We start from the raw sequence: 25524 nt of genomic DNA on the forward strand, positions 1-25524 counted from the left end.
CCACCCCCCCCCGGCGGCGGCCGACCCCCGCGCCCCCACCCCCCCCCGCGGGGGGGGGGGGGCCGGGGGGGGGGGGGGGGGGGGGGGGCCGCCCCCCCCCCCCCCCCCCCGGTCAGGATCAGCTTTCGTTGGCAAAGGCGCAGTCCGAGCCTTCCATCGGCAGGAAGGCTTCCTCGCCGGGGATGGTCGAGACGTGCTTGTAGAGGTCCCACTCGCCGGTCGATTCATCGGGCGTCTTCACCTCGTAGAGGTGCATGTCGTGGATCACGCGGCCGTCCTTGCGGACATAGCCCTCGCCGAAGAGCGGATCGTCGAACTCGTTGGCCTTCATCCACTCGGCCACCACGTCGCCATCGGTCGAACCGGTGGCCTCGACGGCGCGCAGGTAGTGCATGGTGCCCGAATAGACGCCGGCATGAACCATGGTCGGCTTCGAGCCGAACTTCTCCTCGAAGCGGGCCGACCACTCGCGGGTCTCGTCGTCATGATCCCAGTAGAACGCCTCGGTGAGCACCAGCCCCTGCGCGGTCTGCGCGCCGAGCGCGTGCACGTCGGTGATGAACATCAAGAGCGCCGCGAGCGACTGCCCCGACTGGGTGATGCCGAACTCGGCGGCCTGCTTGATCGCGTTGACGGTGTCGCCGCCGGCATTGGCAAGGCCGATCACGTCGGCGCCAGAGGCCTGAGCCTGCAGCAGGAAGGACGAGAAGTCGGTGGCCGGGAAGGGGTGGCGGACCGAGCCCACGATCTCGCCGCCGGATTCCTCGACGATCTTCATCGTCTCTTCCTCGAGCGAATGGCCGAAGGCGTAGTCGGCGGTGAGGAAGAACCACTTCTTGTCGCCCGCCTCGGTCACGGCGCCGCCGGTGCCCTTGGCCAGCGCCGCAGTGTCATAGGTCCAGTGGATCGTGGTCGGCTGGCACTGCTCGCCGGTCAGCTGGGTCGAGCCGGCGCCGCTGTCGATCAGGATCTTGTTGGCCTGGGCGGTGATGTCGGCCACCGCGAGCGCGGTCGAGGAAGTGGGCACGTCGAGGATCGCGTCGACGCCGTCCTGGTCGTACCACTGGCGCGCGATGTTCGAGGCGATGTCCGGCTTGTTCTGGTGGTCGGCCGAGATCACCTCGACGTCGAGCCCCTTCGAGGCGGCGTCGAAATCCTCGACCGCCATGCGCGCCGCGACGACCGAGCCCTCGCCCGAAAGGTCGGCATAGACGCCGGAGCGGTCGTTCAGCACGCCCAGCGTCACCTCGATGTTGTCCTGCGCCATGGCGGGCAGGCCAAACGACGCGACGGTCAGCGCTCCGAGAATGGTTTTCTTCATGTTTTCCTCCCAGTGGACGGCGCTTTTCATGCGCCTTGTGAAGCCATCAGACGCCCAGATAGGCGTGCAGCTTGTCGATGTTGGCGTCGAGCTCGGCGTTGGGGATCATGTCCACCACACGGCCCTGATCGACGACGTAGTGGCGGTCCGCGACCGAGGCCGCGAAGCGAAAGTTCTGCTCGACCAGCACGATGGTAAAGCCCTCCTTCTTCAGCTCGCGGATCGTCGCGCCGATCTGCTGGACGATCACCGGGGCGAGGCCCTCGGTCGGCTCGTCAAGCAGCAGCAGCTTGGCGCCGGTGCGCAGGATGCGAGCGATGGCGAGCATCTGCTGCTCGCCCCCCGACAGCTTGGTGCCTTGGCTGCGCTTGCGCTCCAGAAGGTTCGGGAACAGCTGGTAGATCCGCTCGACCGAGAGACCGCCTTCGGCGATCTTCGGCGGCAGCATCAGGTTCTCCTCGACATTGAGCGACGAGAAGATGCCGCGCTCCTCGGGGCACAGCGCGATGCCGAGCTTCGCGATGTGACGCGGCTCGAGCCCGATCGTCTCGGTGCCGCGCATCGTCACCGAGCCGGTGCGCTTCGACAGGATCCCCATGATCGCCTTGAGCGTCGAGGTCTTGCCGGCGCCGTTGCGGCCCAGCAGCGTCACCACCTCGCCCTCGCGCACCTCGAAATCGATGCCGTGCAGCACGTGGCTTTCGCCGTACCAGCCCTGAAGCCCCTCGATCTTTAGGAGCGCGTCGCCGCTGGCGGCGGGGCGGTGGGTCATCGTGGCGGCCTCAGTCATGTCCGGCTCCGATATAGGCGTCGATCACGTCGGGCGATTTCGAAACGGTGGCGTAATCGCCCTCTGCGAGGATCTCGCCGCGCGCCAAAACCGTAATCTTGTCAGACAGATCCGCGACGACCTTGAGGTTATGCTCGACCATCAGGATGGTGCGGTTCGCGGCGATGCGCTTGATCAGCTGCGAGGTGCGTTCCACGTCCTCCTGGCCCATGCCGGCCATCGGTTCGTCGAGAAGCAGCATCGCCGGGTCGAGCGCCAGCGTCGTGGCGATCTCGAGCGCCCGCTTGCGGCCATAGGACAGCTCGCCCGCGCGGGTATCGGTGAACTCCGACAGACCTACCGCATCGATATGTTCGCGCGCCTCGTCGTCGAACTGGGTCAGCCCGCGCTCTGAGCGCCAGAAATCATAGCTGTCGCCGCGCTTGCGCTGCAGCGCCACGCGCACGTTCTGCAGCACGCTGAGATCCGGGAACACGGCCGAGATCTGGAAGCTGCGCACCATACCGAGCCGGGCGATGTCGGCCGGGGCCATCTTGGTGATGTCGCGCCCGTCATAGGTGATCGTGCCACGCGTCGGCTGCAGGAACTTGGTCAGCAGGTTGAAGCAGGTCGTCTTGCCCGCCCCGTTGGGGCCGATCAGCGCGTGGATCGAGCCGCGCTCGACCGCGAGATCGACCTTGTTGACGGCGATGAAACCCTTGAATTCCTTGGTGAGCCCTTCGGCCTTCAGAACAGCGTCCATCAGCAACCGCCCCGCGATTGCGGCCCGGCAAGCGTGATCAGCATCACGGCCTTCCTCCCCTTTTCCTTCCGCCTCAATGTCCTCCGGGCGGATTGGTTGGAGGCTAGGCAGCGGGTAGCGGAGCTGTCAACTGGGGGCTGCGCCAATTCGCTGCATACGCAAGGTTAATTTGCCGCCATGCAGAAAAATGCTGCCCAATGCCAAGCGAGTGGGCATTTTTTCCGATGCCGCGCCGCATCGGGGCGTTGCTTGAAGCGGTTCCGACATGCCATGTGAACGCGGATTGAAATGTCCCATGAGGGAGGGAGAGATGCGCGCGCTCGCGGCGGTAGTCACCGCAATATCGGCCTTGAACCGGATCATCGGTCAGGTCTTCTCCTGGCTGGCGCTGGGGATCGTGGTGGTCTGCTTCACCGTGGTGGTGCAGCGCTACGTCTTCGCCATCAGCTACGTCTGGATGCAGGACCTTTATATCTGGCTCAACGGTGCGATGTTCACCGCCGTGGCCGGTTTCGCGCTGCTGCGCGACGACCATGTCCGGGTCGACATCTTCTACCGGCCCGCGCCGATCCCGCGAAAGGCGCTGATCGACCTGATCGGCGTGGCGGTGTTCCTGCTGCCCTTCTGCGTGGTCGTTCTCGTCTACGGCATGCCCTTCGTGCAACGCAGCTGGGGCTATTACGAGGCCTCGGCCAATGTCGGCGGCATGCCGGGGCTGTTCATCCTCAAGAGCTTCATCATCGGCTTCGCGGTGCTGGTTGGCCTTCAGGGCCTCGCCCTGGCGGGCCGCGCGATCCTGACGCTCGCCGGGCGCGACGGGCTGTTGCCCGAGCGCCTGCGCTACTCCCTCAAGACCGACCACCTGACCGAGGCCGCCGAATAACATGGATCTAGTGCTCATCGGAGAGATCCTCTCGGGTCTCATGTTCTTCGGCATCATCGGTTTCCTGATGATGGGCTTTCCCGTGGCCTTCACGCTGGCGGGCGTGTCGCTGATGTTCGGCCTCGTCGGCTGGGCGATCGGCGTGTTCGATCCCTCGAACTTCGGCAGCCTGCCGAGCCGCTATATCGGCTTCATGACCAGCGAGGTGCTGGTCGCGGTGCCGCTGTTCATCTTCATGGGGGTGATGCTGGAGCGGTCGCGCATCGCCGAGCAGCTGCTGCTCACCATGTCGAAGCTGTTCGGCAATCTGCGCGGCGGTCTCGGCCTGTCGGTGGTGATCGTCGGCGCGATGCTCGCGGCCTCGACTGGCGTGGTCGGCGCCACGGTCGTCACCATGGGGCTCATTTCGCTGCCGGCGATGCTGCGCGCGGGCTACGACCCCAAGCTCGCCACGGGGGTGATCTGCTCCTCGGGCACGCTGGGCCAGATCATCCCGCCCTCGACGGTGCTGATCTTCATGGGCGACATGCTCTCGGGCATCAACAGCCAGGTGCAGATGGAGAAGGGCAACTTCGCGCCCACCCCGGTCTCGGTCGGCGACCTCTTCGCGGGCGCGCTGCTGCCGGGCGTGCTGCTGGTCGGGCTCTATTCGCTGTGGATCATCTTCAAGGCGATCACCGATCCCGAGAGCTGCCCCGCGACGCCGGTGCCGGCCGAGGAAAAGCGCGGCCTGTTCAAGGAGGTGCTGGTCGCGCTGCTGCCGCCGCTCCTGTTGATCATGGCGGTGCTGGGCTCGATCCTGGGCGGCGTGGCGACCCCCACCGAGGCGGCCTCGGTCGGCGCGGTCGGCGCGATCATCCTCGCGGCGCTGCGCTGGCGGCTCAGCCCGCGCATCCTGCACGAGACGGTGGTGGCGACGGCGACGATCACCTCGATGGTGTTCATCATCCTGTTCGGCGCCTCGGTCTTCTCGATCGTGTTCCGGCTGATGGGCGGCGACAACCTCGTGCACGAGTTCCTGTCGAACCTGCCGGGCGGCGCCGTGGCGGCGGTGATCGTGGTGATGGCGATCATGTTCGTGCTGGGCTTCATCCTCGACACCTTCGAGATCATCTTTATCGTGATCCCGATCACCGCGCCGATCCTCCTGGCGCTCGACATCGACCCGATCTGGCTCGGCGTGCTGGTGGGGATGAACCTGCAGACCTCGTTCCTGACGCCGCCCTTCGGCTTCGCGCTGTTCTACCTGCGCGGCGTGGCGCCGGACAGCCTGCCGACCTCGGCGATCTATCGCGGCATCATCCCCTTCGTGCTGCTACAGGTGATCGGCATCGCGCTGCTCTTCGCCTTCCCGCAGATCGTGACCTGGCTGCCGACCGTGCTGTAACAACCGCGGATCGCGCCAAACGGAACGAAAAAGCCCGGATCTTTCGATCCGGGCTTTCTCGTTCTGCGAGGAGGTCGAGATCACATCTCGAAATACTGCTCGCGGGCGCGGATGAAGTTGGCATCCGCGGTTTGCGCCTTGGTGCGCAGGAGCTTGAGCGACTCGATGAAGCTCTCGGTGGTGCGCTTGGTCAGGTCGTCGCCGTTGTCGCGCAGCTCGCCCAGAACCTCCTTGGCGGCACCGGCCGCGGCCTCGAGCACTTCCTCGGGGAACTGCTTCACCTGCACGCCGTGCTCGTTCATCAGCGTGTTGAGCGCGCGCGGGTCGTTGGCCGCGAAATCCGAGGCCACCATGTCGTACTCGGCCTGCGACACGTCACGGATGATCGCCTGCAGGTCCTCGGGCAGCTCGGAGTACTTCGCCTTGTCGACCACCAGCTCGGTGGCGAGGCCCGGCTCCACGAAGGAGGGGAAGTAGTAGTTCTTGGCGACCTGGTGGAAGCCCAGCGCGAGGTCGTTGTAGGGGCCCACGAACTCGGCCGCGTCGAGCGCGCCCGATTGCAGCGCCTGGAAGATCTCGCCCGCGGCCATGTTGGTCGCGGTGACGCCGAGCTTCTCCCAGACCCGGCCGCCGAGGCCCGGGGTGCGAAAGCGCAGGCCCTTGAGGCTGTCGAGACCGGTGACCTCGTCGCGGAACCAGCCGCCGGCCTGGGTGCCGGTGTTGCCCGACAGGAAGCCCTTCACGCCGAACTGGTCATAGGCCTCGTCCCACAGCTCCTGACCGCCCATGTGGCGCATCCAGCCCGCCAGCTCGGTCGAGGTCATGCCATAGGGCACGCCGGTGAAGAAGTTCAGCGCGGCGGACTTGTTCTGCCAGTAATAGGCGGCCGAATGCGACATCTCGGCGGTGCCGTCGATCACCGCGTCGAGCGATTGCAGCGGCGGCACCAGCTCGCCGGCCGAGTAGACCTGGATCGTCAGCCGGCCGCCCGAGGCGGCGGTGATCCGGTCCGCGAGGCGCTGGGCGCCGACGCCGAGGCCCGGAAAGTTCTTCGGCCAGGTGGTGACCATGCGCCAGGTGATATTGCCCTGCGCCACGGCGGGTGCGGCCAGTGCGGCGGCGCCGGCACCCAGACCGGCCTTGGTGATGAACGAACGACGATCCACGCGTCTCTCCCTGCTGTCTCTCACGTCCCGCGCCCCTCCCGGATGCGGGCCCTCGCGCGAGATAAATCGATGCGGGGTGTCCTTGTCCAGCCTTTCGGGCCCCCCAGGCATCGGCGGTGCCCTGCCGGATCGCGGCGAGGCTGTTGACGGCAAAGGGCAAATGGATTCATGTCCGCCGAAGCGCAGGAGAGAACGGATGACGAACCCCAAGATGCAGCTTCCGACCGTTTCGCCGCGCCTCACGATCGAGATCGACGCGGTGGCACGGCTGGGTTTCGTCGCCGCGCAGGCCCGCTCGGCGGTGATCAGGAGCCTCGCGCTGCGCCATGACGGAGAGGCGGCGATCAAGGGGGCGGAGCTGCATTTGTGGTGCGAACCGGCGGTGCTTCGACCACGGCACTGGCGCCTCGACCGGATCGGTCCCGGGGACCGCCTCGCGATCGGTGATCTGGCGGTGACGCTCGACCCGGTGCCGCTCGCGACGCTGGAGGCGGCGGAGCCTGCGCTGCTGCGGCTGGAACTGCGACAGGCGGGACAGGTTCTGGCCCGCGCCGAGCGCCGGCTGAGGCTGCTGGCGCGCGACGAATGGGGCGGCTTGGGCGAGATGGCGCATCTGCTGCCTGCCTTCTCGCGGCCCGACGCGGCGGTGGCGGCGGGGCTGGTCGAGGCGGCGCAGGCGCTTCTGGCGCGGGCCGGGCAGGGCGATCCCGACGGCTACCGCTCCGGCGATCCGGGCCGGGCCTGGATGCAGGCGGCGGCGATCTGGTCCGCGCTTGAGGGCTGGGGCGTGCGCGGCGCGGTGGCGGGCGGCGACGTGGCCAGTCGCGGCCAGAAGCTGCGATCCGCGTCGCGGATCCGCGCCGAGCGACTGGCGACGCCGCTGGAGGCCACGCTGCTGATGGCGGCGGGGATGGAGGCTTTGGGGCTGAACCCGGTGCTGGCCTTCGCTCAGGGGCGGGTCTGGTGCGGCGTCTGGCTGGTCGACCGCGATTTCGGTCGCGTGGTCGAGCCCGACGCCGTGGCGCTGCGCAAGGCGATCGCCGCGCGGGAGTTGCTGATGCTCGACCCGGAGCTTTCGGGCCGTGGCATGGGCTTCGAAGCGGCGGTGGCCGCGGGGCGGGCGCTGGGCGACGAAGCGCGGGAGACCGGCTTCATCGCCGCGATCGACATCGCGGCGGCGCGGGCGAACGGCATCATGCCAATGGCCGAGACCGGGCTCGAACCCGCTTCGGAGGCGGGGGAGGTGACGCCGCCGCCCTTGCCGCGCGCGCCCGCAGCGGCCGATCTGCCGGTGGCCGAGATCGAGGAAAGTCCGGCCACCGCCGAGGGGCGGATCGAGCGCTGGCAGCGCAAGCTTCTGGACCTGTCGCTGCGCAATCGCTTGCTGAATTTCCGGGACGGGCGCGGCGCGGTGCCGTTCCTGTGCGCCGACATGGCGGCGCTGGAGGATCGTCTGGCGGGCGGCGCCACCGCCATCCCGGTGCCGATGGAAGAGGCCGAGAGCCTGTCGCCGGACGAGATCGCGCGCCGCGCGGCGCAGGCGCAGGAGCGCGGACGCCTCGCCGCGCCGCTGACGGCGGCCGAGCTGCAATCGCGGCTCGTGGCGCTGCACCGGCGCGCCAAGAGCGACCTGCAGGAGGGGGGCACAAACACGCTGTTCCTTGCCGCGGGCTTCCTGCGCTGGCGCCGCGAGGGCGAGGAGCGGGCCTACCGCGCGCCGTTGCTGCTGATCCCGGCGCGGCTCGACCGGCGCTCGGCCAAGTCCGAGTTCCGTCTGGGCCATCTCGAGGACGAGGTGCGGGTCAACGCGACGCTGCTCGAATTCCTGCGCCGCGATTTCGCGCTGTCGGTGCCCGGTCTCGACGGCGAGCTGCCGCGCGACGACAGCGGCATCGACCTCGCGCGGATCTTCGATCTGGTGCGGCTCGCGGTGCGCGACATGCCCGGTTTCGAGGTGATCGAGGAGCTGGCGCTCTCGACCTTTTCCTTCGCCAAGTTCCTGATGTGGGAGGATCTGGTCGCGCGCGAGGCGGAGCTGCGCGACAGCCCGCTGGTACGGCACCTGCTCGACGGGCCGGAAACGGCCTATCCGCAGCCTGACTTGCCGGTGATCGCGCCGCGCGATCTCGACCGGGTGCTGGCCCCGGCCGATCTGGTGACGCCGCTGCCCGCCGACAGCAGCCAGCTCGCCGCCGTGGCGGCGGCGGCGCAGGGCCGCGACTTCGTGCTCATCGGCCCACCCGGCACCGGCAAGAGCCAGACCATCGCCAACATCATCGCGCAGGTCATGTCGCAGGGGCGGACCGTGCTCTTCGTGGCCGAGAAGGCCGCCGCGCTCGAGGTGGTGCATCGCCGCCTCGCGGGATGCGGTCTGAGCGACGCCTGCCTCGAGCTGCATTCGAGCAAGACCGACCGCGCCTCGGTGCTGGCGCAGCTCGGGCGCGGCTGGGACCGCGCGGCGGCAGGGAACGAGGCCGACTGGATCGAGGTGACCGAGGATCTGCGGCTCACCCGCGATCGGCTCAACGCCTATGTCGCGGCGCTGCATCGCAAGGGGCAGCAGGGCTTTTCGGTGTTCGAGGCGATCGGCCGCGTCGCGGCGGGCGCGCCGCCGCTGCGCCTCGGCTTCGCTGGTGTGGACGCGCATGACGCCGAAAGCTACGCGCGGCTGCGCGATCTCGCCGGTGATCTGGAGCGCCTCGCGCAGGTGGCCGGGCAGGGCGCGCCGCTCGATCTTCTGGGCGATGTCGAATGGTCCTTCCACTGGCAGGCGCGGTTCCTCGATGCGGCGGCCGTGCTGGGCCGCGCCGCGCGGGGCCTCGACCGGGCGCTGGGCGGGCTTTGCGACCGGCTGGGCCTCGCCCCCGAGGCGGCGCGCATGGCGGCGCGGTGGGCGCTTTTCGCCGAGCTGACGCCGCTGGCGAACCCGCAGGCGCCGGACCTCTCGGCGCTGCCCGAGCTGCCGCTCGCCGAGCTGGAGCGCGCGGCACGAGAGCGGGCCGAGGCCGAAGCGGCGATGGCGGCGGCGCGCGGACGGCTCGCGGCGGAGTATCGGGATGATGCCGACAGCCGCATCGACCTCGCGGCGCTCGATGCCGAATGGCGCGCGGCACAGGGCGGGATCTGGCCGCTTTCGGCGCTGGCGCGGCGGCGGGTGCGCGCGGTGCTGCAAAGCCATGCGCGGGCGGGCGAGGTCGATCCCGGCCCCGATCTCGAGGCGCTGCACCGGCTTGGCCGGGCCCGCGCGACGCGCGACGCCTCGCCGCTGGCGCATCTGCCTGCCGAGCGGAACGAACCGCTCATCGAGGCCCGGCGCAGGCTCGAGACGGCCGTGGGGGCGCTTGCGAGCGAGGGCGCCGACCCCGCGCGGCTCGGCGCGATGCGGGCCGAGCTGACCCGGCCCGGAACCGGGCCGACTCGCGCGGCGCTGGCTGCTCTGGAGACGGCCGAAGCGGAGGCGCTGGCGGCCCGCGACGCCTATCTGGATCTCGGCGGGCTGGTGCCCGAGACCATGGCCCCCGCCGAACTGGTCCGGGCGCTGGAAACGCTGGAGCGTCAGGCGGCGCGGCTGGCCGACTGGACCCGCTGGATCGCGCTGCGCGGCCGGGCCGAGGCGGCGGGGCTGGGCCCGCTGGTCGAGGCGATCGAGGCGGGGCGGCTCGACCGGCCCGCGCGCGACGCCTTCGAGGCCGCCTATGCCGACTGGTGGCTGCCGCGTGCCATGGATGCCGAACCGCTGCTGCGCGATTTCGCCCACTGGGCCCATGACGATCTGGTGGCGCGGTTCCGCATGCTCGACGACCGCGCCGCCGCCCTTGCCCCCGCCGAGGCGCTGCGCCGGATCGGTGGCGACCTGCCGCCGCGCGACGCGGTGCCGCGCGCCTCGGAACTGGGCGTGCTGCGTCACCAGCTGGGGCTGAAGCGGCCCTCGATGCCGATCCGGCAGCTGCTGGGGCAGATGCCCGAGAGCCTGCCGCGCCTCGTGCCCTGCGTGCTGATGTCGCCATTGTCGGTGGCGCAATACCTGCCCGCCGGACAGCCCGCCTTCGACGTGGTGATATTCGACGAGGCGAGCCAGATCACCACCTGGGACGCCATCGGCGCCATCGCGCGCGGGCGGCAGGCGATCGTGGTGGGCGACCCCAGGCAGCTGCCGCCGACCAATTTCTTCGGCCGCTCCGAGGACGAGGAGGACGAGGATGAAGACGTCTTCGCGCTGCGCGACATGCCCTCGATCCTCGACGAGGTGGCGGCCTCGGGCGTGCCGGTGCGGCGGCTCGACTGGCACTACCGCTCGCGCGACGAGGCGCTGATCGCGTTCTCGAACCACTTCTACTACGATGGCGGTCTCGTCACCTTCCCGTCGCCGGGCACGGGGCGCGAGGCGATCACGCTGCACCGGGTCGATGGGCGCTATGGCCGTGGCAGGGGCCGCACCAACATCGAGGAGGCGCGCGCCGTGGTGGCGCTGATCCGCGAGCGGCTCGTGGCGGCGCTGGCGCAGCCGGAGGCGCAGCGCCACAGCATCGGCGTCATCACCTTCAACGGTGATCAGCAGGCCCTCATCCTCGACCAGCTCGACGCGATGCGCCGCGAGATGCCCGCGCTGGAATGGTTCTTCGACGAGGCCCGAGACGAGCCGCTCATCGTCAAGAACCTCGAAAACATCCAAGGCGACGAGCGCGACGTGATGCTGTTCTCGGTCACCTTCGGGCCGGACCTCGCGGGCAAGCTCTCGATGAATTTCGGCGCGCTCAATGCCGAAGGCGGGGAGCGGCGGCTCAACGTGGCGATCACCCGGGCGCGGCGCGAGCTGCACGTCTTCGCCTCGCTCGGGGCCGAGCAGATCGATCTGGGCCGCAGCCGCGCCCGTGGCGTCGCCGATCTCAAGGCGTTCCTCGACTACGCCGATCGCGGCGCGGTGGCGCTGCCCGCGCGCGAGACGGGCAGCCTCGGCCCGGCCGAGAACCCGTTCGAAGAGGCGGTGGCGCGCGCGCTCGAGGCCAGGGGCTGGGAGGTGCGCACGCAGATCGGGGTGTCGGGATACCGCATCGATCTCGCGGTGGTGCACCCGGACCGGGGCGGCGCCTATCTCGCCGGGGTCGAATGCGACGGGGCGAGCTATCACTCGGCGGCCACGGCGCGCGATCGCGACCGGGTGCGGCAGGCGGTGTTGGAGGGTCTTGGATGGCGCATCGAGCGGGTCTGGTCGACCGACTGGTTCCGCGCGCCGGGCCACGTGGCCGAGCGTCTGGATACCCGGCTGCGCGAGGCGCTGGCCGAGGATCGGGCCCGGCGCGAGACCGCGCGCCCGCGCCGCCTGTCTCTGCCCGCCCCGGGAGAGTGACGCGCGCCGCAGCCCTGAGGCTTGACCGGCCGGCGCGGGGTCACTAGCCCTGTGGCATGGCCGGTCACGGGGCCGACGATGGCGTCGTCCGGGCCCCCGGCCATCTCATCATTCTCGTCCCGGACGCCCGGACGGTCGTGCCCCGCCGCGAGGCGGCGCGCGCATGTTGGGAGACGCCCATGATCAGACCCCGCACCAAGAGCCCGGTCGCCCCCGCCCGTCGCACCGATCACGGGCCCGCGGGCACCGGCATCGCGTTGATGGTGGTCGCCATGGCGCTGCTGCCGGTGGGCGACACGCTGGCCAAGCTGCTCACCGGGGCGATGCCGCCCGCCGAGGTGGTGCTGTGGCGCTTTGGCTTTCAGGGCGCGACGCTGGCGGCGCTGGCGCTGCTGCTGCGGGACCGGTTGCGGGGCGCCATGTTCTCGCCGGTGCTGATCCTGTCGGGGCTGTGCTCGGTCGTCACCATGACCGGCCTCGTCGGTGCCTTCGCGGTGATGCCGATCGCCACCGCCATCGCGATCTTCTTCGTGGAGCCGCTGATCCTCGTGCTGCTGGCCGCGCCGCTTCTGGGCGAGAAGGTCGGGCCGCGCCGCTACGCCGCCGTCGCGGTGGGGTTCGTGGGCGCGCTGGTGGTGATCCGCCCGGGCTTCGAAGGCTTCACCCCGGCGGCGCTCCTGCCGCTGATGGCGGCCACGGGCTACGCGCTCAACGCGGTGATCCTGCGCAGCGCCTCGGCCTCGCGCTCCGCGCTCACCATCCAGACCGGGGCCACGCTCTACGCGGCGCTGATCGCGCTGGCGTTGTTCGGAGTGATGGCGCTCTTGGGCGGGCCGGGCTTCACGGCGCCCGCCGCACCCGGCTGGATCTGGGGGGTGCTGCCACTGGCCGGGGTGATCTCGGCGGCGACCTTCCTGCTGATCGCCGAGGCGTTCCGCCGTTCCGAGGCGGGGCTTCTGGCGCCGTTCCAGTATCTCGAGATCGTCGGCGCGGTGCTGCTCGGCTATCTGGTGTTCGGTGACCTGCCGGACCTCGCCACGGCGGTCGGCACCGCGATCATCCTCGGCTCCGGCGGTTACGTGGTGCATCGCGAGAGGGCCGCCGCCCGTGGGGACCGGACCCGTGCCGAGGGGCTCGCCGCGCCGCAGGGCTGAGCATGAACGGCGGGCCCGGGGTCATGCTGCCCCCGCCCGCCGTTCACTTCACTGGCCAACCGATCAATCGGAAAACGCGTCAGCGATGCCGGTCCGCGCCAGTCCCGCGTGCCTTCAGGCTTCGGGCTCGGGGACGTAGAGCGCGCCGCCCTCGCGGAACTTCTCGGCCATCTTCGCCATGCCCTCTTTCTGGGCCTCGGATCTGATGTCGTGGCTGATCCGCATGGAACAGAACTTGGGCCCGCACATCGAGCAGAAATGTGCCGTTTTGTGGGCTTCCTTGGGGAGCGTCTCGTCATGCATGGAGCGCGCCGTGTCGGGGTCGAGCGCGAGGTTGAACTGGTCTTCCCAGCGGAACTCGAAGCGGGCACGGCTCAGCGCGTCGTCGCGGATCTGCGCGCCCGGATGCCCCTTGGCGAGATCGGCGGCATGGGCCGCGATCTTGTAGGTGATCACGCCGGTCTTCACGTCGTCGCGGTCGGGCAGGCCCAGATGCTCCTTGGGGGTGACGTAGCACAGCATCGCGCAGCCGAACCAACCGATCATCGCAGCACCGATGCCGCTCGTGATGTGATCGTAGCCCGGCGCGATGTCGGTGGTGAGCGGTCCCAGCGTGTAGAAGGGCGCCTCGTCGCAGCAGGCCAGCTGCTTGTCCATGTTCTCCTTGATCTTGTGCATGGCGACGTGGCCGGGGCCCTCGATCATCACCTGGCAGTCATGCTTCCACGCGATCTGGGTCAGCTCGCCCAGCGTCTCCAGCTCCGCGAACTGCGCCGCGTCGTTGGCGTCGGCGATCGAGCCCGGGCGCAGCCCGTCGCCCAGCGAGAACGACACGTCGTAGCGGCGGCAGATCTCGCAGATTTCCTCGAAATGCTCGTAGAGAAAGCTCTCGCGGTGGTGGTGCAGGCACCACTTGGCCATGATCGAGCCGCCGCGGCTGACGATGCCGGTGACCCGGTCGATGGTGAGCGGCACGTGATGCAGGCGCAGGCCCGCATGGATGGTGAAGTAGTCCACCCCCTGTTCGGCCTGCTCGATCAGCGTGTCTCGGAACACCTCCCATGTCAGATCCTCGGCGATGCCGCCGACCTTCTCCAGCGCCTGATAGAGCGGCACCGTGCCGATCGGCACCGGGGAATTGCGCAGGATCCAGTCGCGGATGTCGTGGATGTCGCGCCCCGTGGAGAGGTCCATCACCGTGTCGGCGCCCCAGCGCGTGGCCCAGACCATCTTCTCGACCTCCTCCTCCATCGAGGAGGTGACCGCCGAGTTGCCGATATTGGCGTTGATCTTCACGAGGAAGTTGCGGCCGATGATCATCGGCTCGAGCTCGGGATGGTTGATGTTGGCGGGGATGATGGCGCGGCCGCGCGCGATCTCCTCGCGCACGAATTCGGGCGTCACGTGATCGGGGATCGCGGCGCCGAAGCTCTCGCCGTCGCGCGGCCGGGCCAGCGCCGCGTCGCGGCCCATGTTCTCGCGGATCGCGACGAATTCCATCTCGGGCGTGACGATGCCCGTGCGTGCATAGGCGAGCTGGGTGACGGCGCGGTCGCCCGTCGCGCGGCGCGGCGCATGGGCGCGCGGGAAGGGGCGCAGCTTGCCGCTGGCCTCGTCTCGGCCGTTGTCCTCGGGGCGGGTGGCGCGGCCCGGGTAGGGTTCTGTATCGCCGCGCGCGGCGATCCATGCCTCGCGGTGACGGGGCAGGCCAGCGGCGGTGTCGATCGCGGCCTCGGGATCGGTATAGGGGCCCGAGCTGTCATAGACCCGGACATCCGGCTCGCCGGCGCTGGGCTGCAGGGCGATCTCGCGCATCGGCACGCGGATCTCGGGATGCAGGGTTCCGGTCATCCAGACCTTGCGCGAGGCGGGCAGCGCGCCGGTGGTGACCTTGGGCAATTCGGGCGGGGTGGTGTTGATCGTCATGCGGCGTCCTTGCGTCGGCGGTGACGATCCAGAACGACAGCGGGGGTGGAAGGGCGGCGATGGAGCGGGACTCTCCCCCGAAGCCAGCGGCCGCGCACCGTCCCTACGCCAGTATGAACTGGATCAGGTTCGAAGGGTCTGCGCGCGCGTGGGCCGCCATTCATGGCGACCTCGCCCAGCGATATCTCAGCCCCTTGCCGGGGCCCCCCTGGTGAAGTGCGGCCACCCTGCCGCCGGGTCAGGCGGCTGTCAAGCGCCCCGCCGGCGCTCGCGCCGCATCATCGAGGTCACGGCGCGAAACTCGGGATGGGTGGCGATCCGCGACAGGTCGATCGGCGCCCGCGGGCGCCAGTTGGGATAGTCGTCCACCGTGCCGGGCATGTTGGTCGGCGCCTGCGGCCCGACCATGTCGGCCAGCCGGACGCCGACAAGCGCGGCGCGGCTCCGCGCGAGGTAGCGATAGGCCGCGACCAGCACCTCGCGCGGCATTTCCTTCTGACGCGGCAGCCGCCCGCGCAGCGCGCCGGCGCGGCGCATCGCGTCGAGCAGGGCGCGGCGTTCGCGAGCGCGCTCCTTCTCATGCGCGTCGCTGTCCTCTTCGCCGACGAGGCCGAGCTTGCGGCGCAACGCGATGTCCTCGCCGGCCCACCAGCGCTCCAGCACCGGCAGGTCGTGGGTCGAGAGGCAGGCCAGCGCGGTGGGGCTGTACTCCTGCGGCGCCCGGAAGCGGTCGCCCTCCTTTTCGAAGTAGAGGATCGAGTAGGACAGGATGTTGGCCGCCTGCATGGCCTCGCGAAAGCCGGGCGGGACGAAGCCCAGATCCTCGCCGATCACCACGGCGTTCTGGGCGCGGCTTTGCTGCGCCAGCACGCGCAGCAGGTCGGAGAAGGGGTAGCGCAGATGCGCCCCGGCGCTGGCGGGTTCGCCCTCGGGGATCAGGAAGAGCTGCCACAGCGCCATCGCGTGGTCGATCCTGAGCGCGCCGGCATGGGCGAGCTGCGCGCCGATCATGTCGCGGAACGGCGCGAAATCGAGCTTGCGCAGCGTGCCGGGGTTGAAGGCGGACAGGCCCCAATACTGGCCCTCGGCGGCAAAGACGTCCGGCGGCGCGCCGACCGCGAGACCGGTCATCTGCACCTCGCCGCCGCTCCAGCTGGCCGAGCCGTCGGGAGCTTCGCCCACCGCGAGATCGAGATAGAGCCCGATGCGCATGCCCGCGTCGAGCGCGCAGGCCTGCGCTTCGTCGAGCTGCCGCGTCGCGCGCCATTGCAGCCAGAGATGAAAGCGGACCTCCTCCGCATTCCTGTCGGCGAAATCCGCGACCTCGGGACTGTCCGCGTCTTGCAACGCCGCGGGCCAGCCCTTCCAGCCCGAGCCGTGGCCTTCCGCCACCATCGCCAGCGACAGCGCCTCGAACAGCGCGTGGCGGCGCAGCGGCTCGGCGCCCCGGGTCACGAAATCCTCGAAATCCGCCTCGTCGCCATCGAAGGGACGCCGGCCGAAGGCCGCGCGCAACGCCTTCAGCTTGGCGGGCACCACCGCGTCGTAATCCACCAGATCGCCGGCGCGCAGCGCCTCGCCGTCGAGATCGCCCGTCTCGTGCCCCGGCACGTCGTCGAGCGCGATATAGACCGGGTTGAGGAAGCTGCGGGTCGAGGGAAAGAAGGGGCTGCGGCGGTCGGGATCGCCGAGGAACAGCGCGTGCAGCGGGTTCACCCCGAGGAAATCCGCTCCGGCGCGCCCGGCGATCCGCGCCATCTCCGCGAGATCGCGGAAATCGCCGATGCCGTGATTGCGGGCCGAGCGCAGCTCGTAGAGCTGGCAGAAGATGCCCCAGCTCGGGGCGCGGTCGAGCCAGTCGGGAAAATGACAGATGCCATCCTCGGGCACCTGCATCTCCTGCGGCGCGGCGGGCCCCTCGGGCGCGCCGTCGGGATCGACGCCGATCTTGCGCAGGATCAGCCGCAGCGTCGCCTCGGGAACGGGGCGGCTGCCCTCGCCATGCGGGTCGTCATATTCGGTGGTGATCCCGTGATGGCGGCACAGATCGGCGAGGTCGGTCATGCGGGCTCCATGATGGGGCCGGGCGGGGCGCCCGGCCCGTGAGGGAAGGCGGGCCCATGGGCCCGCCGGGTCAGCGGTCGGGAACGAGAACGATGGTCGCCAGCGGCGGCAGGGTCAGCGCCAGCGACACCGAGCGGCCATGACACTCCTCCTGTCGGCAGGCGATCCTGCCCGAGTTGCCGACGCCGGAACCGCCGTAGATCTCGGCATCCGTGTTCAAAAGCTCGGTCCAGTCGCCGCCCTCGGGCACGCCGATCCGGTAATCCTCGCGCACCACGGGGGTCATGTTGGAGATGATCAGCGCCGGGCGCGTGCCGCTATCGGCCTTGCGCAGGAAGGCGAAGATCGAGCGTTCGTCGTCGCCGCCATCGACCCATTCGAAACCCGCCGGGTCGCAATCGAGCGCATGCAGCGCCGGCTCGTCGCGGTAGAGGCGGTTGAGATCGCGCACGAGGTTCTGCGCGCCCTTGTGCTTCTCGTCCTCGAGCAGGTGCCAGTCGAGCGACACGTCGTGGTTCCACTCGCGCTCCTGTCCGAACTCGCAGCCCATGAACAGGAGCTTCTTGCCCGGATGGGTCCACATGAAGCCCAGATAGGCGCGCAGGTTCGCGAATTTCTGCCAGCGGTCGCCGGGCATCTTGTTCAGCAGCGACCCCTTGCCATGCACCACCTCGTCATGGCTGATCGGCAGCACGAAATTCTCGGACCACGCATAGTGGATCGAGAAGGTCATCTGGTGATGGTTGTACTTGCGGTAGACCGGGTCCTGCTGGATGTAGCTCAGGCTGTCATGCATCCACCCCATGTTCCACTTGAAGTCGAAGCCCAGGCCGCCCTGGTCGACGGGACGGCTGACGCCCGGAAAGGCGGTGCTTTCCTCGGCGATGGTGGCGGCGCCGGGGGTCCGGAGCTGTACCTGGTGGTTGGTGCCCTTGAGAAACTCGATCGCGTCGAGGTTCTCGCGGCCGCCATACTGGTTCGGGATCCATTCGCCCTCGTTGCGCGAATAGTCGAGGTAGAGCATCGAGGCGACCGCATCCACGCGCAACGCGTCGATGTGGTACTTGTCGAGCCAGAAGGTGCCCGAGCAGCGCAGGAAGTTCGCCACCTCGTTGCGCCCGAAATTGTAGATCAGCGTGTTCCAGTCCTGATGGAATCCCTGCCGCGGATCGGCATGCTCGTAGAGCGCGGTGCCGTCGAAATTGGCGAGGCCATGCGCGTCGGTCGGGAAATGCGCCGGCACCCAGTCGACGATGACGCCGATGCCCGCCTGGTGCAGCCGGTCGACCATCGCCGCGAACTGCTCGGGCGTGCCGTAGCGCGAGGTCGGCGCGAAGAGGCCCACCGGCTGGTAGCCCCACGAGCCGGTGAAGGGGTGCTCGGACACCGGCATGAACTCCACATGGGTGAAGTTCATGTCCTGCAGGTAGTCGACCAAGAGCCCGCCGATCGTGTCGTAGTCGAGGATCTCGCCATCGGCGCCGCGGCGCCAGCTGCCCAGATGCACCTCGTAGATCGAGACCGGCTTGTCGTGCAGCGTGCTCTTGCCACGGCTCTCCATCCACGCGGCATCCTGCCATTCGTGGCGGTGCATGCCGTGCACGATGGAGCCGGTGGAGGGCGGCTGCTCCTGCCGGAACGACATCGGGTCGGCCTTGAGCGGCTGCAGGTCGCCATGCGCGCCGACGATCTCGAACTTGTAGAGATCGCCCACCGCGAGCCCCGGCACGAACAGCTCCCACAGACCGGCGCCGAAGCGGCGGCGCAGCGGGTGGCGGCGGCCGTCCCAGGCGTTGAAATGGCCGACGACGCTGACCCGACGGGCATTGGGCGCCCAGACCGCGAAGCTCACACCCTCGACGCCCTCATGGGTCACGGGATGCGCGCCGAGCCGTTTCCAGATCTCCTCGTGGCGGCCCTCGGCGACGAGGTATTCGTCCATCTCGCCCAACACCGGGGTGAAGCGATAGGGGTCGTCGCGCTCCCATTCGTGGCTGCCGGCCCTCATGCGCAGCCGGTAGGGGGTGCCGAAGTCGAAGCCGCCGGGCATCGGGCCCCAGAACACGCCTTCGGGGTTGATCCGGCTCAGCGGCGCGATCTCCGACCCTTCGGGGGTGATCGCCACCACCTCGGCGGCGTCGGGCGCGAAGACGGTGAGTCCCATCACGCCGTCCTCGGTCTTGTGCGGCCCGAGGAGTTCGAAGGGATCTCCCATGCGGCCGCGGATGATGGCTTCGATCCGCGTGGCGTCGGGGGCCGATGCGGGCAGGGTGTCGCTCGCGTGGGTCGTCATTGGGTATCCTCTTCGTCGATCAGGTCGAGCAGGCCGCTCAGCGGAATGTCCACCCAAGCCGGGCGACTGGCAAGCTCGTAGCCCACTTCGTAGACCGCTTTCTGGATCAGGAAGAGATCCAGAAGCGCGGCGGCGAAGCCTTCGTCGTCGGGATGCGCCGGGCTGTCGCTGGCGACCTCCCGGTACGCAGCCATGAAGTCGCGCCGCGCTTCGTCGTGCCAGTTCCGGATCAACTCGTCGGCCTCGGCGCCGTCGGTGCCCGAGCTTTCGGCCCAGCGCAGCGCCGATTGCGCGGCGTAGTCGAGCGAACGCAGCATGCCGGCCACGTCGCGCAGCGCGAGCGACTTGGCGCGACGTTCGTCCAGCGTCCGCCGGGGTTCGCCTTCGAAGTCGATGATCACCACGTCGTTCTGTGCCATCAGCACCTGGCCGAGATGGTAGTCGCCATGGATGCGGCTGCGCGCGCCCGAGGGCTGCATTCGCGATACAGCGTCGATCCGCGAGATCAGCACGTCGCGCCTATCGAGGATCTGGCGGGCATGCTCGGCGGCCCGCTCGGGCAGGTCGGACAGGCCCTTGAGCCGGTCGAGCATCGCCACGGTCTCGGCCCGGACCTCGTCGCAGAGCGCGGCGAGATCCGCGCCGGTGAGTGGCTCGGTGGCGAAGGCCGGATCATCGGTCGGATGCGCCAGCGCCCGGTGCATCTCGGCGGTGCGGCGGCCCAGCGTGCCGGCGATGCCGAGCACCGGCTGGTAGGGCGGCGCCTCGTCCTCGTTGCCCGTGGCCGCGTCCTGCAGGTAGCGGTCGAGCGCGTTGGTGAGCGCGCCCCATGCGTCGCCCTGGTTGGCGACATAGGCAAAGGCGGCGCCCAGCGAGGTGGCCTCGCCCCCTTCGGGGCGCAGCGCGATCTCGCCCAGGAAGGCCGGGGTGTGATCGAAGCCCGCGACATCGGTGAGGAAGCGCGCCACCTCGATATCCGGCTGCAACCCGGCGCGCAGGCGGCGGTAGACCTTGAGGATCACCTTGTCGCCGAAGGCCACGGTGGCGTTGGACTGCTCGACATTGAGCAGTCGCGGCTCGCCCGGATCCTCGATCTCGGCCATCGCCGCGCTGGGCGAAAAGACCAGTCGGCCGCGCGGCGTGTCGGTCTCATAGCCCTCGCGCAACGCCGCCAGCATCTCGCCCATCAGGGTCTCGTCCACCGTGCCATCGATCAGCCCGCCGACGCGCGGCCCGCGCCGCAGCTTGGCCATGGTGTAGCCCAGCGTCGCGGAGCCGAAGGACACGCTGTCCTCGCCCCAGACCGCCGCGAGCGGCAGCAGGTAATGCTGCGTCTCACCGCCCACCTCGACATCGATGAGACCCAGCGCACCGTTGCGGCCGATCTCGGCCAGGGGCTCGATCGCGACGCGGGAGATGCGGGCGTCCTTGGCCGCGAACCAGCGCTGGAGCGGCAGGAACTTGGGCAGCACGTCGGTGCCCAGAAGCCGCCCGTCGCGCCCCGAGATCGCCGATGACACGCGACCGTCGCGGGTGGTCAGCGTCACGAATTCCGGCAGAATCTGCTGCGGTGCCTGGTGCCAGGACGGCGCCTGATCCTCATCGGCCAGCAGGAACCAGTAGAAGCCGTAGGAGGGCAGGGTGATCAGATAGGGCAGGGCCCCGACCGGCGGGAAGGCCGAATGCCCGGTCAGCTCGATCGGCACGCGGCCCTGATAGGCCGAGAGGTCGATTTCCACCGCCTGCGCGGCGCGGCCCAGATTGGCGACGCAAAGCACCGCCTCGCCCTCGTGTTCGCGGATATAGGCGAGCACCCGGCGGTTGGAGGGATAGAGCAGCTTCATCTCGCCGCGGCCGAACACCGTGTGGTTCGAGCGGACCTGCACCATGCGGCGCATCCAGTTCAGCAGCGATGAGGGGTCCTTGGACTGGCTCTCGACGTTGAGCGCCTGGTAGCCGTAGATCGAATCCTGAATCGTCGGCAGGTAGAGCCGCTGCGGATCGGCGCGGGAGAAGCCCGCATTGCGGTCGGGCGACCATTGCATCGGCGTGCGCACGCCGTCGCGGTCGCCGAGATAGATGTTGTCGCCCATGCCGATCTCGTCGCCGTAATAGAGGATCGGCGTGCCGGGCATCGACATCAGCAGCGAGTTCAAGAGCTCGATCTTGCGCCGGTCGTTCTGCATCAGCGGCGCGAGGCGGCGGCGGATGCCCATGTTGATCCGCGCGCGCTTGTCGCTGGCATAGGTGTCCCAGAGGTAATCCCGCTCCTTGTCGGTCACCATCTCGAGCGTCAGCTCGTCATGGTTGCGCAGGAAGATTGCCCATTGGCAATCCTCGGGGATATCCGGCGTCTGGCGGATGATGTCGGTGATCGGGTGCCGATCTTCCTGGGCCACCGCCATGTACATGCGCGGCATCAGCGGGAAGTGGAAGCCCATGTGGCATTCGTCGCCATCGCCGAAATAGGGGCGGGTGTCCTCGGGCCACTGGTTGGCTTCGGCCAAGAGCATCTTGTCAGGGTAATGCGCGTCGAGATCGGCGCGGATCGCCTTCAACACGTCATGCGTCTCGGGCAGGTTCTCGTTGTTGGTGCCGTCGCGCTCCACGAGGTAGGGGATCGCGTCGAGCCTGAGCCCGTCGACGCCCATATCGAGCCAGAAATGCATGACCCGCAGCACCTCTTTCAGAACTTCGGGATTGTCGAAGTTCAGGTCGGGCTGGTGGCTGAAGAAGCGGTGCCAGTAATACTGGCCCGCGACCGGGTCCCAGGTCCAGTTCGACGGCTCGGTGTCATTGAAGATGATCCGCGTCTCGGGCCATTTGCCGTCATCGTCGGACCAGACGTAGAAATCGCGCTCCGGGCTGCCGATGGGGGCGTTGCGGGCGCGCTGGAACCATTCGTGCTGGTCCGAGGTGTGGTTGATCACCAGCTCTGTGATTACCCGCAGCCCCCGGCGGTGCGCCTCCTCCACGAAGGCGCGGAACTCGTCCATGTTGCCGTATTGCGGGTTGATCTCGGTGTATTCCTGGATGTCGTAGCCATCGTCGCGCAGCGGCGAGGGGTAGAATGGCAGCAGCCAGATCGCCGTCGCGCCCAGCTCCTGCACATGGTCGAGCCGGCTCATCAGGCCGGCGAAATCGCCCATGCCGTCGCCATTGCTGTCCTGGTAGGCCTTGACGTGAAGCTGGTAGATGACCGCGTCCTTGTACCAGTCGCGCTGGCTGTTATCGATCGCGTCCGCCTCGGCTGCGGGGGCCATGCTCTGGTCTTCCATCAATCTCTCGCTCCTCCCGGCGGGATCAGCCGCCAGATCGCATAGGGCCGGGTCTCGGGGTCGAGCGTCAGCCGGTGTTCCTTGCCGTGCCAGGTAAAGTGATTGCCGTGGATCGCGTCCTGCACCTCGAGCGAAGCCTCGTCGGGCAGGCCGAAGCGCCACAGCGGCAGGTCGAAGGCGAATTCCCGCCCCGCATGCGGATCGAGCAGCACGTGGAACAGCAGGTAGTTCTCGGTCGCCGGGTCGAAGCGGCCGTAGTAGAGCACCGCCCCGTCATGCGCGTCGAAGAACTCCAGATTGGTGAAGTCGCGCATCGCGGCATGCTTGCGGCGGATGCCGTTCAGGAGCCGGATGTCGTCCTTGATGTGCCCCTCGCGGTCGAAGTCCCAGTCGCGGATTTCGTATTTCTCGCTGTCGAGATACTCCTCCTTGCCGGGGATCGGCGTGGCCTCGCAGATCTCGTAACCGCTGTAGACGCCGTAATTTCCGGCCAGCGTCGCGGCGAGAGCGAGCCGGATGCGGTGCCCGGCGCGGCCCGATGTCTGCAGGAAATACGGGTTGATGTCGGGCGTGTTGACGAAGAAGTTCGGCCGCATGTAGTGGCGGCACTCTTCGCTCGTCAGCTCGGTCAGGTACTCGGTCAGCTCGGCCTTGGTGTTGCGCCAGGTGAAATAGCTGTAGGACTGGTTGTAGCCCAGCTTGGCGAGGCGCTTCATCATCTTGGGCCGGGTGAAGGCCTCGGACAGGAACACCGCACCGGGATGCTTGGCCCGCACCTCGTCGATCACCCATTCCCAGAACGGAAAGGGCTTGGTGTGCGGGTTGTCGACCCGGAAGCACAGCACGCCGTGATCGGCCCAGTAGAGGAACATGTCGCGCACCGCCTCCCAATAGGGGGCGTTGGGGCTGCCATCCTCGAGGTAGTAGCGGAAGTTGACGATGTCCTCGTATTTCTTGGGCGGGTTCTCGGCATAGGCGATCGAGCCGTCGGGGCGCCATTCGAACCAGTCGGGATGCTCCTTGATCCACGGGTGATCGGGCGAGGCGTTGAGCGCGATGTCGAGCGCGATCTCCAGCCCGTGGCCGCGCGCCGCCTCGACCAGCGCGTCGAAATCCTCGATTCCACCGAGCTCGGGGTGGATCGCGGTGTGGCCACCCTCGTCCGAGCCGATCGCATAGGGGCTGCCGACATCGTCGGGCCCCGGCGTCAGCGTGTTGTTGCGGCCCTTGCGGTTGCTGCGGCCGATCGGGTGGATCGGCGTGAAATAGAGCACGTCGAAGCCCAGGTCGCGCACATAGGGCAGCCGGTCGATCACGTCCCGGAACGTGCCGTGGCGCAGGCCCGGCGCGGCCGAGCGGGGGAACAGCTCGTACCAGGCCGAGAAGGCGGCGGCCTCGCGGTCGGCGAAGACCGCCAGATCCCGGTCGAAGCGGGTCAGGCAGTAGCGCCGCCCGGCCCGGGTCATCAGCACCAGCGTGTCCTCGTTCATCAGGATGTCGAGGCGCTCCTCGGTGCTGCCGTGATTGGTGGCATGGACCACGCTTTCGAGCGCCGCGCGGCCTTCGCCCTCCGGCGCATGATCGCGCGAGGCGGCGACGAGCCTGTGACCGATCTCGGTCTCGACATCGACGTTCAGCGCGGCCGCCACCTTCTTCGAGGTGTCCTTGCGCCAGGTGAGAAAATCATCGCGCCAGGCGATCAGCGTGTAACGGTAGAGCGCGTTTTCCGGCGGGGTGAAGCTGCCTTCCCAGCGGTCGTTCTCGAGAAACCGCATCGGTGCCTCGTGAACCTCCTGCGCGCCCTGTCGCCACCACAGGAGCGCGGCTCGGACGCTGTCATGCCCCTCGCCGAAGATGTCGGCGCGCACGGTGAAGGGGCGGCCGGCCACGCATTTGGCGGCAAACCTTCCGCCATCGATCTCCGGATCGACACCCTCGATGCAGATGCGCGAGCTGGCCAGTATCTCCATCTCGCGGGCGCTGTCCCCGACAGCGCGGCCCGTATTGCCCGGGCGCGGCTCCTCGTCATACATGAACCAAGGTCCCTCCGCTTGGCTGTTTGCAGGAGCCCAACCGCGCCACGTCGCGCCGGTTCCGGTCTGTAAAGCCTCTGGGTGCATAATGACCGCCACGAGGCGTCTTGCGACCCCGCGATCCCGAATGGCTTGGTATCGTTCGCAGTTTGCCGCCCTTGGCCGCGCGGCACCGGCGCTGACGCGAAGGTTATGGCCGCGCGGTTGTCAACAGGGGGCGGCCCGTGCCAGATCAAGGCCAAACGCGGCGTCGTCGAAACGTCGCGATGCTCGAATTTTCACATGGTCGCAGGAACCTCCCTCCTTCCTGCCGATTTTCTTTGCGGAGGCACTGAAATATGATCGACAGACGATACTTCCTCGCGGCGGGTACCGCGCTCGGCATCTTCGGCACCCGTGCCGTGGCGCATGAGGGCGACGCGGCGGCCCCACTTCCCGAGAAATACATGCCGCGCATGGTTCCCATCCCGGCCAGCATGAACCCGGGCGAGATCCACGTGGATCCGAACCGCTTCGCGCTCTACTGGACCCAGCCCGGCGGGCAGGCGATGCGCTATTCCGTCGGCGTGGGGCGGGACGACCTTTACGAGACCGGCGTGTTCCGGATCGGCGCCAAGAAGGAGTGGCCGAGCTGGACGCCGACGCCGGACATGATCGAGCGCGAGCCCGAGAAGTACAAGCAGTACGAGGACGGCATGGAGGGCGGTCCGGACAACCCGCTCGGCGCCCGCGCGCTCTATCTCTTCGACGGTACGCGCGACACCTTCCTGCGGATTCACGGCACCAACGCGCCATCGACCATCGGCACCGCCGTGTCGAATGGCTGCGCCCGACTGGTCAATGACCACATCATCGCCCTCTACCCGGAGGTGCCGATGGAGACCAAGGTGTTCCTCTATCCCAAGCTCGCCTGAGCCTTCAGACGACAGGAACGGACGTGATGCACGCCCCGGCCCCAAAGGCCGGGGCGTTCGCATGAAAAAGGGGGCAGGGGAGGGGCGGAGAAAAAAATCTCGAGAAGGCGAAAAAACCGCTTGCGGCCTTCCACCCCTATCCGTAGAAGGCCCCTCACCGGCGGCGCAGAGATGCAGTGGCGGTCACGAAATTCCGAAGGGGACTGGGCGGCGCGCCGGACGTTAG

14 protein-coding genes and 1 riboswitch are annotated in these 25524 nt (G+C 68.7%); of the genes, 5 read left to right on the top strand and 9 right to left on the bottom strand.

Features of this window, described 5'->3' with window-relative positions; genetic code table 11:
• Positions 1-118: 118 nt before the first annotated feature.
• From O4G76_RS18295 to O4G76_RS18305, 3 genes are read right to left on the bottom strand one after another with little or no spacing between them, the layout of a single operon-like run.
• Positions 119-1321, bottom strand: coding sequence for an ABC transporter substrate-binding protein (locus tag O4G76_RS18295; protein WP_269398658.1), 1203 nt, complete (start codon positions 1319-1321; stop codon positions 119-121).
• Positions 1322-1367: 46 nt separating this feature from the next.
• Positions 1368-2093, bottom strand: a complete 726-nt coding sequence (locus O4G76_RS18300) for an ABC transporter ATP-binding protein (protein WP_269398669.1) — start codon at positions 2091-2093, stop codon at positions 1368-1370.
• A gap of 10 nt (positions 2094-2103) precedes the next feature.
• Positions 2104-2853, bottom strand: coding sequence for an ABC transporter ATP-binding protein (locus O4G76_RS18305; RefSeq protein ID WP_269398659.1), 750 nt, complete (start codon positions 2851-2853; stop codon positions 2104-2106).
• A 310-nt stretch (positions 2854-3163) separates the two neighbouring features.
• Between O4G76_RS18305 and O4G76_RS18310 the strand changes: the two genes are divergently transcribed.
• Both O4G76_RS18310 and O4G76_RS18315 read left to right on the top strand, forming a co-directional pair.
• The gene (locus O4G76_RS18310) at positions 3164-3736 is read left to right on the top strand and encodes a TRAP transporter small permease subunit (RefSeq protein WP_269398670.1); all 573 of its coding nucleotides are present in this window, start codon (positions 3164-3166) and stop codon (positions 3734-3736) included.
• 1 nt (position 3737) lies between these two features.
• Positions 3738-5123, top strand: coding sequence for a TRAP transporter large permease subunit (locus O4G76_RS18315; RefSeq protein ID WP_269398660.1), 1386 nt, complete (start codon positions 3738-3740; stop codon positions 5121-5123).
• Positions 5124-5203: 80 nt separating this feature from the next.
• On the opposite strand, the gene O4G76_RS18320 is transcribed toward O4G76_RS18315, so the two are convergent.
• A complete protein-coding gene (locus O4G76_RS18320) occupies positions 5204-6289 on the bottom strand; it encodes a TRAP transporter substrate-binding protein (RefSeq protein WP_269398661.1) in 1086 nt (361 codons plus the stop codon).
• A 196-nt stretch (positions 6290-6485) separates the two neighbouring features.
• Between O4G76_RS18320 and O4G76_RS18325 the strand changes: the two genes are divergently transcribed.
• Entirely contained in the window at positions 6486-11636 is a 5151-nt protein-coding gene (locus O4G76_RS18325; protein WP_269398662.1) for a DUF4011 domain-containing protein, read from the top strand.
• Positions 11637-11815: 179 nt separating this feature from the next.
• Positions 11816-12790: a DMT family transporter gene (locus O4G76_RS18330; protein ID WP_269398663.1), complete on the top strand. Its 975-nt coding sequence runs from the start codon at positions 11816-11818 to the stop codon at positions 12788-12790.
• A gap of 114 nt (positions 12791-12904) precedes the next feature.
• Here the strand turns inward: O4G76_RS18330 and thiC are convergent, their stop codons facing one another.
• The 5 genes from thiC to O4G76_RS18355 form a co-directional block, all read right to left on the bottom strand.
• Positions 12905-14716, bottom strand: a complete 1812-nt coding sequence (gene thiC / locus O4G76_RS18335) for a phosphomethylpyrimidine synthase ThiC (RefSeq protein WP_269398664.1) — start codon at positions 14714-14716, stop codon at positions 12905-12907.
• Positions 14717-14798: 82 nt separating this feature from the next.
• Positions 14799-14936, bottom strand: a riboswitch (TPP riboswitch).
• 29 nt (positions 14937-14965) lie between these two features.
• Positions 14966-16780, bottom strand: a complete 1815-nt coding sequence (gene malQ / locus O4G76_RS18340; protein WP_269398665.1) for a 4-alpha-glucanotransferase — start codon at positions 16778-16780, stop codon at positions 14966-14968.
• 70 nt (positions 16781-16850) lie between these two features.
• Positions 16851-19073 (bottom strand): 1,4-alpha-glucan branching protein GlgB, encoded by a 2223-nt coding sequence (glgB, locus tag O4G76_RS18345; RefSeq protein WP_269398666.1) that lies wholly within the window; start codon positions 19071-19073, stop codon positions 16851-16853.
• Complete coding sequence (gene treS / locus O4G76_RS18350) at positions 19070-22336, bottom strand: maltose alpha-D-glucosyltransferase (protein WP_269398667.1); 3267 nt, start codon at positions 22334-22336, stop codon at positions 19070-19072. The genes glgB and treS overlap by 4 nt, the downstream gene beginning before the upstream one ends.
• A 14-nt stretch (positions 22337-22350) precedes the next feature.
• Positions 22351-24321, bottom strand: coding sequence for an alpha-1,4-glucan--maltose-1-phosphate maltosyltransferase (locus O4G76_RS18355; protein WP_269398671.1), 1971 nt, complete (start codon positions 24319-24321; stop codon positions 22351-22353).
• Positions 24322-24722: 401 nt separating this feature from the next.
• Between O4G76_RS18355 and O4G76_RS18360 the strand changes: the two genes are divergently transcribed.
• Positions 24723-25298 carry a L,D-transpeptidase gene (locus O4G76_RS18360; protein ID WP_269398668.1) on the top strand — a complete coding sequence of 192 codons (576 nt, stop codon included), beginning with the start codon at positions 24723-24725 and terminating at the stop codon, positions 25296-25298.
• Positions 25299-25524: the final 226 nt, after the last annotated feature.

Origin of the sequence: Limimaricola sp. G21655-S1 (assembly GCF_027213785.1) — a bacterium.
GTDB lineage: Bacteria > Pseudomonadota > Alphaproteobacteria > Rhodobacterales > Rhodobacteraceae > Limimaricola.

Excerpts from the sequence above, each read along its gene's own strand:
- O4G76_RS18295 (WP_269398658.1), bottom strand. The coding sequence starts at position 1,321 with ATGAAGAAAACCATTCTCGGAGCGCTGACCGTCGCGTCGTTTGGCCTG.
- O4G76_RS18300 (WP_269398669.1), bottom strand. The coding sequence starts at position 2,093 with ATGACCCACCGCCCCGCCGCCAGCGGCGACGCGCTCCTAAAGATCGAG.
- O4G76_RS18305 (WP_269398659.1), bottom strand. The coding sequence starts at position 2,853 with ATGGACGCTGTTCTGAAGGCCGAAGGGCTCACCAAGGAATTCAAGGGT.
- O4G76_RS18310 (WP_269398670.1), top strand. The coding sequence starts at position 3,164 with ATGCGCGCGCTCGCGGCGGTAGTCACCGCAATATCGGCCTTGAACCGG.
- O4G76_RS18315 (WP_269398660.1), top strand. The coding sequence starts at position 3,738 with ATGGATCTAGTGCTCATCGGAGAGATCCTCTCGGGTCTCATGTTCTTC.
- O4G76_RS18325 (WP_269398662.1), top strand. The coding sequence starts at position 6,486 with ATGACGAACCCCAAGATGCAGCTTCCGACCGTTTCGCCGCGCCTCACG.
- O4G76_RS18330 (WP_269398663.1), top strand. The coding sequence starts at position 11,816 with ATGATCAGACCCCGCACCAAGAGCCCGGTCGCCCCCGCCCGTCGCACC.
- thiC (WP_269398664.1), bottom strand. The coding sequence starts at position 14,716 with ATGACGATCAACACCACCCCGCCCGAATTGCCCAAGGTCACCACCGGC.
- malQ (WP_269398665.1), bottom strand. The coding sequence starts at position 16,780 with ATGACCGACCTCGCCGATCTGTGCCGCCATCACGGGATCACCACCGAA.
- glgB (WP_269398666.1), bottom strand. The coding sequence starts at position 19,073 with ATGACGACCCACGCGAGCGACACCCTGCCCGCATCGGCCCCCGACGCC.
- treS (WP_269398667.1), bottom strand. The coding sequence starts at position 22,336 with ATGGCCCCCGCAGCCGAGGCGGACGCGATCGATAACAGCCAGCGCGAC.
- O4G76_RS18355 (WP_269398671.1), bottom strand. The coding sequence starts at position 24,321 with ATGGAGATACTGGCCAGCTCGCGCATCTGCATCGAGGGTGTCGATCCG.
- O4G76_RS18360 (WP_269398668.1), top strand. The coding sequence starts at position 24,723 with ATGATCGACAGACGATACTTCCTCGCGGCGGGTACCGCGCTCGGCATC.